Annotated in this window: 13 protein-coding genes; all 13 read left to right on the top strand. The window is 52.9% G+C overall.

Annotated elements, in window-relative coordinates; translation table 11 throughout:
* Nucleotides 1–493: 493 nt before the first annotated feature.
* The 13 genes from flhD to cheZ all read left to right on the top strand — a co-directional run bounded on the left by flhD (nucleotide 494) and on the right by cheZ (nucleotide 12,961).
* Nucleotides 494–844 carry a flagellar transcriptional regulator FlhD gene (gene flhD / locus ACFX4O_RS10245; protein ID WP_017458320.1) on the top strand — a complete coding sequence of 117 codons (351 nt, stop codon included), beginning with the start codon at nucleotides 494–496 and terminating at the stop codon, nucleotides 842–844.
* Between the two features lie 2 nt (nucleotides 845–846).
* Complete coding sequence (flhC, locus tag ACFX4O_RS10250; protein ID WP_380208508.1) at nucleotides 847–1,425, top strand: flagellar transcriptional regulator FlhC; 579 nt, start codon at nucleotides 847–849, stop codon at nucleotides 1,423–1,425.
* A 125-nt stretch (nucleotides 1,426–1,550) separates the two neighbouring features.
* Nucleotides 1,551–2,438 carry a flagellar motor stator protein MotA gene (gene motA / locus ACFX4O_RS10255; RefSeq protein WP_380208510.1) on the top strand — a complete coding sequence of 296 codons (888 nt, stop codon included), beginning with the start codon at nucleotides 1,551–1,553 and terminating at the stop codon, nucleotides 2,436–2,438.
* Nucleotides 2,435–3,394, top strand: a complete 960-nt coding sequence (gene motB / locus ACFX4O_RS10260) for a flagellar motor protein MotB (RefSeq protein WP_131409508.1) — start codon at nucleotides 2,435–2,437, stop codon at nucleotides 3,392–3,394. The genes motA and motB overlap by 4 nt, the downstream gene beginning before the upstream one ends.
* Before the next feature lie 10 nt (nucleotides 3,395–3,404).
* Entirely contained in the window at nucleotides 3,405–5,456 is a 2,052-nt protein-coding gene (gene cheA, locus ACFX4O_RS10265; RefSeq protein WP_235855231.1) for a chemotaxis protein CheA, read from the top strand.
* 22 nt (nucleotides 5,457–5,478) lie between these two features.
* Nucleotides 5,479–5,982, top strand: coding sequence for a chemotaxis protein CheW (gene cheW / locus ACFX4O_RS10270; RefSeq protein ID WP_131409512.1), 504 nt, complete (start codon nucleotides 5,479–5,481; stop codon nucleotides 5,980–5,982).
* A 462-nt stretch (nucleotides 5,983–6,444) separates the two neighbouring features.
* Nucleotides 6,445–6,573: a hypothetical protein gene (locus ACFX4O_RS10275; RefSeq protein WP_380208513.1), complete on the top strand. Its 129-nt coding sequence runs from the start codon at nucleotides 6,445–6,447 to the stop codon at nucleotides 6,571–6,573.
* Between the two features lie 86 nt (nucleotides 6,574–6,659).
* The gene (gene tar / locus ACFX4O_RS10280; RefSeq protein ID WP_380208515.1) at nucleotides 6,660–8,324 is read left to right on the top strand and encodes a methyl-accepting chemotaxis protein II; all 1,665 of its coding nucleotides are present in this window, start codon (nucleotides 6,660–6,662) and stop codon (nucleotides 8,322–8,324) included.
* 41 nt (nucleotides 8,325–8,365) lie between these two features.
* The gene (tap, locus tag ACFX4O_RS10285; RefSeq protein ID WP_380208516.1) at nucleotides 8,366–9,964 is read left to right on the top strand and encodes a methyl-accepting chemotaxis protein IV; all 1,599 of its coding nucleotides are present in this window, start codon (nucleotides 8,366–8,368) and stop codon (nucleotides 9,962–9,964) included.
* A gap of 19 nt (nucleotides 9,965–9,983) precedes the next feature.
* The gene (gene cheR / locus ACFX4O_RS10290) at nucleotides 9,984–10,853 is read left to right on the top strand and encodes a protein-glutamate O-methyltransferase CheR (protein ID WP_131409518.1); all 870 of its coding nucleotides are present in this window, start codon (nucleotides 9,984–9,986) and stop codon (nucleotides 10,851–10,853) included.
* The gene (locus ACFX4O_RS10295) at nucleotides 10,850–11,899 is read left to right on the top strand and encodes a chemotaxis response regulator protein-glutamate methylesterase (protein WP_131409520.1); all 1,050 of its coding nucleotides are present in this window, start codon (nucleotides 10,850–10,852) and stop codon (nucleotides 11,897–11,899) included. Before cheR ends, ACFX4O_RS10295 begins: the two co-directional genes overlap by 4 nt.
* 17 nt (nucleotides 11,900–11,916) lie before the next feature.
* The gene (cheY, locus tag ACFX4O_RS10300) at nucleotides 11,917–12,306 is read left to right on the top strand and encodes a chemotaxis response regulator CheY (protein ID WP_090138042.1); all 390 of its coding nucleotides are present in this window, start codon (nucleotides 11,917–11,919) and stop codon (nucleotides 12,304–12,306) included.
* A gap of 10 nt (nucleotides 12,307–12,316) precedes the next feature.
* Entirely contained in the window at nucleotides 12,317–12,961 is a 645-nt protein-coding gene (cheZ, locus tag ACFX4O_RS10305) for a protein phosphatase CheZ (protein WP_131409522.1), read from the top strand.
* Nucleotides 12,962–13,022: the final 61 nt, after the last annotated feature.

A 13,022-nucleotide genomic window follows, 5' to 3' on the forward strand; every position in this document is an offset into this window, starting at 1 on the left:
TTATATCACTTTTTAGCTTTGTTTCTTCAGTAGATACATATTGTCAAATGTAAATAGGGCAGCATCCTAATCCTCCGACCAGTTAACGTAGGTAAGAGCGCGTTTTGCATGCCTATTCGGGCAATTGGAATAGAAAAAGGGGTTGATCGCGCAAAAAAACATCAATTCACAAGCGAGACTGATAGATTTATTGTCCATATTCGGGTAAATTATGTGACGTGGATCACAAAAATTTCAAATTTCCGCACTGGTCAGATTGTATGTGGCAGCACCTACGAGTACAGTTGCGTCGAATTAGGAAAAATCTTAGTTCTTTGTAAGAAATGATTAAGAACGTTGTAAGGCAATTAACATTTGAGCGAAGCGCCTTATCGCAAGATCCTAGTCAGTTATGCATTTAGCCTTTCTTTTTTATACCGGGTTTTTTCCCGGCGACATCACGGGGTGCGGCTTAGCCGCATAAGATACAAGTTGGTTATTCGGGATGGGAAAAATGCATACATCCGAGTTGCTGAAACATGTTTATGACATTAATTTGTCGTATTTACTTCTTGCTCAGCGTTTGATCAGCCAGGACAAAGCGTCCGCAATGTTCCGTCTCGGTATTAATGAAGAGATGGCGACGACACTGGTTGAGTTAACCCTTCCGCAAATGGTGAAATTGGCTGAAACCAATCAGCTGATTTGCCAGTTCCGTTTTGACAATCATCAGACTATCACTCGTCTGACCCAAGAATCACGCGTGGACGATTTACAGCAAGTTCACACCGGGATTTTACTTTCAACCCGCCTGCTGAATGAGTCTTCACAGACTGGCGACGCGGCCAGGAAGAAAAGGGCATAAAGATGGGCGAAAAAAGCATTGTTCAGGAAGCTCGCGACATTCAGTTAGCAATGGAACTGATTACGCTGGGTGCGCGTTTACAAATGTTGGAGAGTGAGACGCAGCTTAGCCGCGGTCGTCTTATCAAACTCTACAAAGAGTTGCGTGGTAGCCCGCCGCCGAAAGGTATGCTGCCATTCTCCACCGACTGGTTTATGACCTGGGAACAAAACATCCACGCGTCTATGTTCTGTAACGCATGGCAATTTTTGTTGAAAACAGGCCTTTGCAGTGGCGTTGACGCAGTCATCAAAGCATACCGACTTTACCTCGAACAATGCCCTCATGCTGAGGAAACCCCGTTACTGGCGCTTACTCGTGCCTGGACGTTGGTTCGCTTCGTGGAAAGCGGAATGCTGGAGTTGTCACACTGTAATTGCTGTGGTGGTAATTTTATTACTCACGCACATCAGCCTGTTGGTAGCTTTGCCTGCAGTTTATGCCAGCCGCCGTCCCGCGCGGTAAAAAGACGTAAACTTTCCCAGGATGCTGCCGATATTATTCCACAACTGCTGGATGAACAGATCGATCAGGCTGTTTAACCGAATACAGGTGGAAACACTCCAGCAGCGGTGCAGTTATGCCGCTGCTTTTTTTTGCCTGTTACTCGCGTTAACCCTTTGAAATGTTTATCCCGAGCCTTAGTCATTAGCAGAAGGATGATGTCGTGCTTATCGTATTAGGTTACCTGGTTGTTCTTGGTGCAGTCTTTGGCGGTTATATGATGACCGGCGGAGAACTTGGGGCACTTTATCAACCGTCTGAACTGCTCATCATCGGGGGCGCGGGGATAGGTGCATTCATTGTTGGCAACAACGGTAAAGCTATCAAAGGAACGCTGAAAGCAATGCCTTTGCTGTTTCGCCGTTCGAAGTACACCAAAAGTATGTATATGGACTTGCTGGCGCTGCTGTATCGCCTGATGGCGAAATCACGTCAGCAAGGCATGTTCTCGCTGGAACGGGATATTGAAAACCCGAAAGAAAGCGAGATTTTCGCCAGCTACCCGCGCATTCTTGCGGATGCGACGATGCTTGAATTTATCGTGGATTATCTGCGACTTATCATCAGCGGCAATATGAATACCTTCGAAATTGAAGCGCTGATGGATGAAGAGATTGAAACCCACGAAAGTGAAGCCGAAGTCCCGGCGAACGCACTGGCAATGGTCGGTGACTCACTTCCTGCGTTCGGTATCGTGGCGGCGGTAATGGGTGTGGTACATGCGCTGGCCTCGGCGGATCGTCCGGCGGCGGAGTTGGGTGCGCTGATTGCGCATGCGATGGTGGGAACTTTCCTCGGTATTTTGTTGGCGTATGGTTTTATCTCTCCGCTGGCAAGCGTGCTTCGCCAGAAGAGTGCGGAAACCGCCAAGATGATGCAGTGTGTGAAGATAACCCTGCTGTCGAACCTGAACGGTTATGCGCCGCCGATCGCGGTTGAGTTTGGTCGTAAAACACTTTACTCCAGCGAGCGTCCGTCGTTTATCGAGCTGGACGAACATGTTCGTGCGGTCAGAAACCCTAACCAACAGACGACGACTGAGGACGCATGAAAAACCAGTCCCATCCAATCGTCGTCGTTAGACGAAAAAAACATAAAGGCCACGGTGGCGGCGCGCATGGCTCCTGGAAAATCGCCTATGCCGACTTTATGACGGCGATGATGGCATTTTTCCTGGTCATGTGGCTTATATCCATCTCAAGCCCGAAAGAGCTTATCCAGATCGCGGAGTATTTCCGCACGCCGTTGGCAACTGCGGTCACCGGTGGGCAGAGAATTTCGAACAGCGACAGCCCCATTCCGGGCGGTGGCGATGACTACACACAGCAACAGGGCGAAGTACAAAAACAGCCCAATATTGACGACCTGAAAAAACGCATGGAGCAGTCGCGCTTGAGTAAATTGCGCGGCGATCTGGACCAGTTAATTGAAGCCGATCCCAAACTGCGCGCATTGCGCCCGCATTTGAAAATCGACCTGGTGCAGGAAGGGTTGCGCATACAGATTATCGATAGCCAGAACCGGCCGATGTTTAAAACCGGCAGCGCGGAAGTCGAACCTTATATGCGCGATATTTTACGGGCGATTGCGCCAGTACTGAATGGCATTCCGAACAAAGTGAGCCTCTCCGGTCACACCGATGATGCCCCTTACGCTAACGGCGATAAAGGGTACAGCAACTGGGAGCTTTCCGCCGATCGCGCCAACGCGTCGCGCCGTGAGCTGGTTGCCGGTGGCCTGGATGATGGCAAAGTGATGCGCGTCGTTGGCATGGCGGCAACCATGCGCCTGGTCAATCGCGGCCCGGATGAAGCCATCAACCGTCGAATTAGTCTTTTGGTGCTGAACAAACAAGCAGAAGCGGCCATTCTGCATGAGAACGCCGAAAGTCAGAGTGCGCCAATAAGCGCGATTACACAGCCAGAGCCAGCGGCAGCGGCAGCACCCGCGCCAGCAGCCTCGTCTCCGGCAGCAGTTCCTACGTCGCCACAAGCCAATCCGAGGTGATAGCGTGAGCATGGATATTAGTGATTTTTACCAAACATTCTTTGATGAGGCCGACGAACTGTTGGCCGATATGGAACAACATTTATTGGACCTGGTGCCGGAAGCGCCGGATTCAGAACAGCTCAACGCCATCTTCCGTGCTGCACACTCTATTAAAGGCGGTGCGGGGACATTTGGCTTTACCATCTTGCAGGAAACAACCCACCTGATGGAAAACCTGCTTGATGAGGCTCGGCGTGGCGAGATGCAGCTAAACACCGACATTATCAACCTGTTTTTGGAAACCAAAGATATTATGCAGGAACAGCTCGATGCCTATAAAAGCTCGTCAGAGCCAGATGCCGCAAGCTTCGAATACATCTGTAATGCCCTGCGCCAGTTAGCGCTGGAGGCAAAAGGAGAGGCCGTTGCTGCTGCGAATGGTGCGAAACTCTCTGTTGTAGAGACAGCTGCGCTGGCCTCTGATGCGACAGCGCCCGCCGCTGAAAACGACGGCAAACTGCGAATCGTCCTTTCACGCCTGAAAGAGAGCGAAGTTGACTTACTCGAAGAAGAGCTGAGCAACCTCGGCACGCTGAGCGATGTCGTGAAGGGGAAAGATACCCTGAGCGTGACCATCGACGGCGGCGTGGGCGAAGACGACATTATCGCGGTGCTGTGCTTTGTTATCGAAGCGGATCAAATCGCTTTCGAAAAAGCAGCCCCGGCACCCGCGGCGACAGACGCTGAGGTCGAAATCCCGGTTGAAGTGGCTGACGCGTCGGCAACAACGGCTGTCCCGGCGGTGCAAGCGGCTCCGGCTGCGGCACCAGCGCTGAAAGCGGTGGCGAAAGAGCAACCGGCAGGTCGTGAGAAACCGGCAGCCCGCGCCAGCGAATCGACCAGTATCCGTGTTGCGGTCGAAAAAGTTGACCAATTGATCAACCTGGTCGGTGAACTGGTTATTACCCAGTCGATGCTGGCACAGCGCTCTAACGAGCTGGATCCGGTAACTCACGGTGACCTGATAACCAGCATGAGCCAGCTGCAACGCAACGCCCGCGACCTGCAGGAATCGGTGATGTCCATCCGTATGATGCCGATGGAATACGTCTTCAGCCGCTTCCCGCGCCTGGTTCGCGATCTGGCGAGCAAGCTTGATAAACAAGTAGAACTGACGCTGCAAGGCAGCTCAACCGAACTTGATAAGAGCTTGATCGAACGTATTATTGACCCGTTAACGCACCTGGTGCGTAACAGCCTCGACCACGGTATTGAAACGCCGCAAAAACGTGTGGAAGCAGGGAAGTCGCCTATCGGTAACCTGATTCTGTCGGCGGAACACCAGGGCGGGAACATCTGTATTGAAGTGACCGACGATGGCGCAGGTCTGAACCGTGAGCGTATCCTGGCGAAAGCGATTTCGCAGGGGATGGCTGTGAACGAGAACATGACCGATGAAGATGTGGGCATGCTGATTTTCGCCCCGGGCTTCTCGACTGCTGAGCAGGTGACGGACGTTTCCGGACGCGGCGTGGGCATGGACGTGGTGAAACGTAACATCCAGGAGATGGGCGGCCACGTTGAAATCAAATCCAGGCAGGGCACTGGCACGACCATTCGTATTCTGCTGCCGCTGACGCTGGCGATCCTTGACGGCATGTCAGTAAAAGTGAACAACGAGGTCTTTATCCTGCCGTTGAACGCGGTGATGGAATCGCTGCAACCGCGCGAAGAAGACCTGCATCCGCTGGCCGGCGGTGAGCGCGTGCTGGAAGTGCGCGGTGAATATCTGCCGCTGGTGGAACTGTGGAAAGTCTTTGACGTTATGGGCGCAAAAACCGAGGCCACGCAGGGGATTGTCGTTATTCTGCAAAGCGCGGGTCGTCGCTATGCATTGCTGGTGGATCAACTGATTGGTCAGCATCAAGTGGTGGTGAAAAACCTGGAAAGCAACTATCGCAAAGTGCCGGGCATTTCTGCTGCCACTATCCTTGGGGATGGTAGCGTTGCGCTGATCGTTGACGTATCAGCGTTGCAGGGATTGAATCGTGAACATCGTATGGCGCACACAGCCGCCTGATTTAGTTAAGAAGGTATAAAACATGACCGGTATGAGTAATGTAGCAAAACTGGCGGGCGAGCCATCAGGTCAGGAGTTCCTGGTTTTCACTCTGGGCGATGAAGAATACGGAATCGATATTCTCAAAGTGCAGGAAATTCGTGGCTATGATCAGGTGACCCGAATCGCCAATACCCCCGACTTTATCAAAGGCGTCACCAACCTGCGCGGTGTGATTGTGCCGATTGTCGACCTGCGCGTGAAGTTCAGCCAGGGCGATGTCGAGTATGATGAAAACACGGTCGTTATCGTGCTGAATCTCGGTCAGCGCGTGGTAGGGATTGTGGTTGATGGTGTTTCCGACGTCCTGTCGCTGGCATCTGACCAGATCCGTCCGGCTCCGGAATTCGCGGTAACCTTGTCGACAGAATACCTGACCGGCCTGGGCGCGCTCGGCGACCGTATGCTGATTCTGGTAAATATTGAAAAACTGCTCAACAGCGATGAAATGGCGCTGCTGGATATGGCAGCCACGCACGTAGCGTAATAATCGCGCATGTAGCGTAATAATAAAGGCGGGTGAAGTTGCTTCTCACGCCTTTATTTTCGCCCTTGTTCTGCCGCGATAATATATATCTCTCATGTCCGCTTAATTTCTATTTCATAAAATCTTCTGACTTCTCTTTACCCCTGTCCATATATTGTGATGTTTATCGCAAATCACGTTATATATCTTTCGATGACTTAATAAGTCAGTTGATTGTTGTTATCTAATAAATTGATTTAAAACAATAAATTTATTATACCCCATGGGTTTTACCGCGTTGGGTTTATCTGGCGGCGAGTTGCGACAACCCGCAGGCGAGTGGACACTTGCCTTGTCTCTGCAAATTCCAATTGGCGATATGAATAACGCAGCACGTAATATGGTCTGCGGTCGCAACCGGCTCAGCGATGAGGTTTACAAAGGGACAACGACTAACCGTTGCGGCAGCGCTGGTCGAGCGGCGTGCCATCGCAAGTGAGCAGCGATGGCTTGCTGCGAACCTACAATGACACCGCGCAAATCCTGACTTCGCAGGCCACGACACCAGGGGGAACGTATAGCGATACGTTAACTGTGGAGATTGCGCTTTAAGTCATAATTTAATTCCCTTTCGCAAATGTAAAGTTCCGTGGCCCCATGCCGATAACACCGTTAAGAACTTATCAAGAAGGTGTTGCATGTTGAACCGTATCCGCGTCGTTACTCTACTTATGAGCGTGCTGGTGGTCTTTGCCTTGTTACAGCTTGTCTCTGGCGGCCTGTTTTTTTCGTCACTTAAGCAAAACCAGCAAAGTTTTGCGGTCTCCAATGACCTGCGCATGCAACAAACGGAATTAGGTAAAGCCTGGGAGTTGATGCTGCAAACGCGTATCAACCTGAGCCGTTCCTCAGCGCGGATGTTGCTGGATCCGAGCAACCAGCAGAGCAGTGCGAAAACCGATTTGCTGAACAGCGCCAAAGCGTCGCTTGCCGATGCGGCAAAACACTACGATGCCTTCCGCGCGCTGCCATCGCTGCCAGAAACCGATGCAGCGCGACAGACGCTGGATGAAAAATACCGGACTTATAATGCCGCGCTGGCGGAACTGGTGCAGTTCCTCGAAGGCGGCAATATTAACGGCTTTATGGCGCAGCCGACGCAAGGCATGCAAAACGCCCTTAGCGACGCGATGAAGAAATACGCGGATTTGAGTGAAGGCTTGTATCGCAATGCCTGGGAACAGAGCGTCAGTGATTACACCTTTGCCAAATGGCAGATGGCGATCCTGGCGCTGGCGCTGGTGATCGTGCTGACCGGTGTCTGGTATGGCATTCGCCGTATTCTGCTGTCGCCATTGTCGTCAGTTATTGCCCATATCCGCGAAATCGCCGGTGGCAACCTGACCCATTCGCTGACCATTGCCGGGCGCAGTGAAATGACGGAACTGGCGCAGAGCGTTGATCATATGCAGAACGCGCTGATCGAAACGGTTACTAATGTTCGCCAGGGTTCCGATGCTATCTACTCCGGCACCAGCGAAATCGCCGCCGGCAACAACGATCTCTCTTCCCGTACCGAAGAGCAGGCTTCCGCACTTGAGCAGACCGCCGCCAGTATGGAAGAGTTGACCGCCACGGTGAAACAGAACGCCGATAACGCCCGTCAGGCCTCATTACTGGCGCAAAGTGCGTCGGAAACGGCAGAGCGCGGCGGCAAAGTGGTTAACAGTGTTGTAAAAACAATGCACGAAATTGCGGGCAGTTCGCAAAAAATTGCCGATATTATTAGTGTGATTGACGGAATTGCTTTCCAGACCAATATTTTGGCGCTGAACGCCGCGGTTGAAGCAGCGCGGGCGGGCGAGCAGGGGCGTGGTTTCGCCGTGGTCGCCGGAGAAGTGCGCAATCTTGCCAGCCGCAGTGCGCAGGCGGCGAAAGAAATTAAAGGCTTAATTGAAGATTCTGTCTCCCGTGTCGATACCGGTTCTGTGCTGGTGGAGAGCGCAGGGGAGACGATGTCGGACATCGTTAACGCGGTAACAAGGGTGAACGACATTATGGGTGAGATCGCCTCGGCTTCTGATGAACAGAGCCGCGGCATCGATCAGGTTGCGCTGGCGGTATCCGAAATGGATCGCGTCACGCAGCAGAACGCGTCACTGGTACAACAATCGGCAGCCGCAGCGGCCGCCTTAGAAGAACAAGCCAGTTTGTTGACGCAGGCGGTATCTGCTTTCCGCCTTTCTTCTGTATCCGGCAAACCGGCGTCGCGTGCTACAACTCCGGCAGCAGGCAGCGCTCAGACCCCGGCGCGGAGTCGCCAACTTGTAACCGGACAAGAGGATAACTGGGAAAAATTTTAGCTGTTCTTAACCGCGGACTTTTTCCGCCAGATGGGGCGTTAATGTTAAATCGTATTCGCATCTCGACAACACTTTTTTTGATTTTGATCGTGTGTGGCATTTTACAGGTTGGCAGTAACGGGTTGTCTTTCTGGGCATTTAAACAGAGCACTTCACATTTACAAGAAGTTGAAAACAGTACCCATCAGCGCAGCGCATTAATGCAGATGCGGGCCACGCTGCTTCAGGCCAGTACCGCGCTGAACAAAGCCGGGACGTTAACGGCGCTGAGTTATCCGCCGGATGACATCAAAGCGCTGATGACACAGGCGAAAGCCAGTCTCAAGCAGTCGGCAGAAGTAGAAAAAGAGTTTCTTGGCCTGAAGGTGATGACACCGGAAGGTAAAAAGTTACAGGAAATCACCCAGGCCAGTTATACCGCCTGGCGTGGCGACCTGGAGCACCAGGCAACCTGGCTTGAGAATAACCAGTTGTCGGACTTTATGACCGCGCCGGTGCAGGAGTCGCAGGATAAGTTTGATGCCAGTTTCAGTGCGTGGGAGAAACACATTAACCACTTTACTGAACAGGCGAGAGCCGATGGTGAAAGCAACTACCATCGCTCGGCGGTGATTTTTGCCGTGGTAGTTATTCTCGCCGCGTTATTGACCAGTGCCGCGCTGCTCTGGTCGCGCAAGATGATTGTCCAGCCGCTGGCGGTTGTCAGCAGCCACTTTGACAGCATCTCCGAAGGCAATCTGGCACGACCGATTGCCGTTGACGGGCGTAACGAGATCTCGGCGATTTTTACCAGCCTGAAAAAGATGCAAACCGCGTTACGCACCACGGTGAGCGATGTCCGTCAGGGCAGTTATGCGATGCATACCGGCATTTCGGAAATTGCGGCGGGTAATAATGATTTATCGTCGCGAACGGAACAGCAGGCAGCGTCGCTGGCGCAAACCGCTGCCAGTATGGAGCAGTTAACGTCAACGGTAAGCCAGAACGCCGATAACGCGCGTCAGGCTTCCGGGCTGGCGCAGAGCGCGGCAGAAACGGCGAGAAAAGGGGGACAGCAGACATCGAGCGTGGCAAGTACCATGCAACAGATTGCCGGCAGTTCCCAGAAAATTGGCGACATCATTAGTGTGATTGATGGCATCGCGTTTCAGACCAATATTCTGGCGCTGAACGCCGCCGTTGAAGCGGCTCGTGCCGGTGAACAGGGGCGCGGTTTCGCGGTTGTCGCCGGAGAAGTGCGTAACCTGGCAAGCCGCAGCGCGCAGGCGGCAAAAGAGATTAAGGGCCTGATTGAAGAGTCGGTTTCCCGCGTTCAGCAAGGTTCCGCTCTGGTGGATACCGCCGCGCAGACGATGACGGAAATCGTCCGCTCTGTCACTCAGGTCAACGATATCATGGGCGAGATCGCCTCCGCGTCCGATGAACAACGTCGCGGGATAGAGCAGGTGGCTCAGGCAGTAACACAGATGGATCAGGTGACACAGCAGAACGCTGCGCTGGTAGAAGAGGCAGCCTCCGCCACCGACCAACTGGCCAACCAGGCAGATAATCTTACCGCGCTGGTGGCTGTATTTAAGATTGAAGAGCATGTCGCAATACCCGAAATGGCACCGCCTAAGGCTGTGCCCGTTGCATCCTGAACCTAGTTGAGAAGGCGCTATGACATCATCCATGCCTAACGGGCAAACGTCATCAATATTGCAACAGATGACACAGCGCCTGGCGCTGTCCGACGCGCATTTCCGTCGGATATGTCAATTGATCTACCAGCGTGCGGGGATTGTCCTCGCGGATCATAAACGTGACATGGTTTATAACCGCCTGGTTCGCCGTTTACGCTCGCTTGGGCTAGATGATTTTGGCCGCTATCTGAGCATGCTGGAAGCGAACCAGAACAGCGCCGAGTGGCAAGCGTTTATTAACTCGCTGACCACTAATCTCACCGCTTTTTTCCGGGAAGCGCACCACTTCCCGGTTCTCGCGGACCATGCGCGTAAGCGCACGGGGGAATATCGGGTATGGAGTGCAGCGGCGTCGACAGGCGAAGAGCCGTACTCTCTTGCCATTACCCTCGCCGATGCGTTGGGAATGGCACCGGGTCGCTGGAAAGTTTTCGCCAGCGACATTGACACAGAGGTACTACAAAAAGCGCGTAGCGGCATTTACCGCCAGGACGAGTTGAAAACCCTCTCGCCCCAGCAGATGCAACGCTACTTTATGCGCGGTACTGGCCCGCATGCCGGGCTGGTGCGCGTACGGCAGGAACTGGCGAACTACGTCGATTTCTCCACGGTCAATCTGCTGGATAAGCAGTACAACGTTCCGGGGCCTTTCGACGCAATTTTTTGCCGTAACGTAATGATTTATTTTGATAAAACGACGCAACAGGACATTTTGCATCGTTTCGCTCCACTGCTTAAGCCAGACGGATTAATGTTTGCCGGGCATTCGGAGAACTTCAGCAACCTCGTGCGTGAGTTTACCCTTCGTGGGCAAACAGTTTATGCGCTGAGTAAGGATAAAGCATGAGTAAAATCAGGGTGTTGTCCGTCGATGATTCCGCATTGATGCGCCAGATCATGACAGAAATTATCAATAGCCACAGCGATATGGAAATGGTGGCGACGGCGCCAGACCCGTTGGTTGCCCGGGATTTAATTAAAAAATTCAACCCGGACGTGTTAACGCTGGATGTGGAAATGCCGCGCATGGACGGGCTGGATTTCCTCGAAAAATTAATGCGTTTGCGCCCAATGCCGGTGGTGATGGTCTCCTCGCTGACCGGAAAAGGCTCCGAAGTGACTCTGCGTGCGCTGGAACTGGGGGCGATAGATTTTGTCACCAAACCGCAGATTGGCATTCGCGAAGGCATGCTGGCTTACAGCGAGATGATTGCTGAGAAAGTACGTACCGCCTCCCGCGCGCGCATCGCGGCGCATAAAACGATGGAGGCCCCGGCCATGCTGAAAGCCGGGCCGTTGCTCAGCTCGGAAAAACTGCTGGTGATTGGTGCGTCAACCGGAGGAACAGAGGCAATTAGGCATGTACTCCAGCCATTGCCGCTCTCAAGTCCGGGTATTCTTATCACTCAGCATATGCCGCCGGGCTTTACCCGCTCATTTGCTGAGCGTTTGAATAAGCTCTGTCAGATCAGCGTCAAAGAAGCGGAAGATGGCGAGCGCGTATTACCCGGGCACGCGTATATTGCACCTGGCGATCGGCATATGGAGCTGGCGCGTAGCGGGGCGAACTATCAAATTAAGATCCACGATGGGCCGCCGGTTAACCGGCACCGTCCTTCGGTGGACGTGTTGTTTAATTCGGTGGCGAAACATGCGGGGCGTAACGCCGTGGGAGTGATTCTCACGGGGATGGGCAACGATGGCGCGGCCGGAATGTTAGCAATGCACCAGGCTGGTGCCTGGACGATTGCGCAAAATGAAGCAAGTTGTGTGGTGTTCGGCATGCCGCGTGAGGCCATCAATATGGGTGGCGTCAGCGAAGTGGTCGATCTTAGCCAGGTAAGCCAGCAGATGTTGGCGAAAATCAGTGCCGGACAGGCAATACGTATTTGAACCAGGAGTAATTTTTTATGGCGGATAAAGAGCTTAAGTTTTTGGTTGTGGATGACTTTTCCACCATGCGTCGAATTGTGCGTAACCTGCTGAAAGAGCTGGGATTTAACAACGTTGAAGAAGCGGAAGACGGTGTTGATGCGTTAAACAAATTGCAGACGGGTGGCTTTGGTTTTGTTATCTCCGACTGGAACATGCCAAACATGGACGGTCTGGAACTGCTGAAAACGATTCGTGCCGACAGCAATATGGCTTCCCTGCCAGTGCTGATGGTTACAGCAGAAGCGAAAAAAGAGAACATCATCGCAGCGGCACAGGCCGGTGCGAGCGGCTACGTGGTGAAACCGTTTACCGCTGCAACCCTGGAAGAGAAACTCGGGAAGATCTTCGAGAAACTAGGCATGTGAGGACTGGCTAATGATTCAACCTTCAATTAAACCAGCGGACGAACATTCACCCAGCGACATCATTGCCCGGATCGGCAGCCTGACGCGTATGTTGCGTGATAGCCTGCGAGAATTAGGTCTTGATCAGGCGATTGCCGAAGCTGCGGAAGCGATTCCTGATGCGCGTGACCGTCTGGATTATGTCGTGCAGATGACCGCGCAAGCGGCAGAACGCGCGCTTAACAGCGTTGAAGCTTCTCAGCCGCACCAGGATGAGATGGAAAAAGGTTCGAAAGCGCTGAGCAAACGTTGGGACGAGTGGTTTGAAAACCCAATCGAACTGGCGGATGCGCGTGAACTGGTGACCGATACGCGCAAGTTCCTTGGCGAAATTCCGGGGCACACCAGTTTCACCAACGCCCAACTGCTGGACATTATGATGGCGCAGGATTTCCAGGACCTTACTGGCCAGGTTATCAAACGCATGATGGATGTTATCCAGGAGATCGAACGTCAACTTCTGATGGTGCTGCTGGAGAACATCCCGGATCAGTCCGCGCGTCCGAAGCGTGAAAACGAAAGCCTGCTCAATGGCCCACAACTCGACGCGACCAAAGCGGGGGTGGTGGCAAGCCAGGATCAGGTCGACGATCTGCTCGATAGTTTGGGCTTCTAAGCCTGTATTATCAGTAAGTTAATGGAAAGTGGGCAAGCATAAGGCTGCCCACTTTCTTGTT

This window comes from Kosakonia sp. YIM B13571, from assembly GCF_042788095.1.
GTDB lineage: Bacteria > Pseudomonadota > Gammaproteobacteria > Enterobacterales > Enterobacteriaceae > Kosakonia > Kosakonia quasisacchari.

Excerpts from the sequence above, each read along its gene's own strand:
- cheY (WP_090138042.1), top strand. The coding sequence starts at position 11,917 with ATGGCGGATAAAGAGCTTAAGTTTTTGGTTGTGGATGACTTTTCCACC.
- cheZ (WP_131409522.1), top strand. The coding sequence starts at position 12,317 with ATGATTCAACCTTCAATTAAACCAGCGGACGAACATTCACCCAGCGAC.
- cheA (WP_235855231.1), top strand. The coding sequence starts at position 3,405 with ATGGATATTAGTGATTTTTACCAAACATTCTTTGATGAGGCCGACGAA.
- flhD (WP_017458320.1), top strand. The coding sequence starts at position 494 with ATGCATACATCCGAGTTGCTGAAACATGTTTATGACATTAATTTGTCG.
- cheR (WP_131409518.1), top strand. The coding sequence starts at position 9,984 with ATGACATCATCCATGCCTAACGGGCAAACGTCATCAATATTGCAACAG.
- cheW (WP_131409512.1), top strand. The coding sequence starts at position 5,479 with ATGACCGGTATGAGTAATGTAGCAAAACTGGCGGGCGAGCCATCAGGT.
- motB (WP_131409508.1), top strand. The coding sequence starts at position 2,435 with ATGAAAAACCAGTCCCATCCAATCGTCGTCGTTAGACGAAAAAAACAT.
- tap (WP_380208516.1), top strand. The coding sequence starts at position 8,366 with ATGTTAAATCGTATTCGCATCTCGACAACACTTTTTTTGATTTTGATC.
- tar (WP_380208515.1), top strand. The coding sequence starts at position 6,660 with ATGTTGAACCGTATCCGCGTCGTTACTCTACTTATGAGCGTGCTGGTG.
- ACFX4O_RS10295 (WP_131409520.1), top strand. The coding sequence starts at position 10,850 with ATGAGTAAAATCAGGGTGTTGTCCGTCGATGATTCCGCATTGATGCGC.
- flhC (WP_380208508.1), top strand. The coding sequence starts at position 847 with ATGGGCGAAAAAAGCATTGTTCAGGAAGCTCGCGACATTCAGTTAGCA.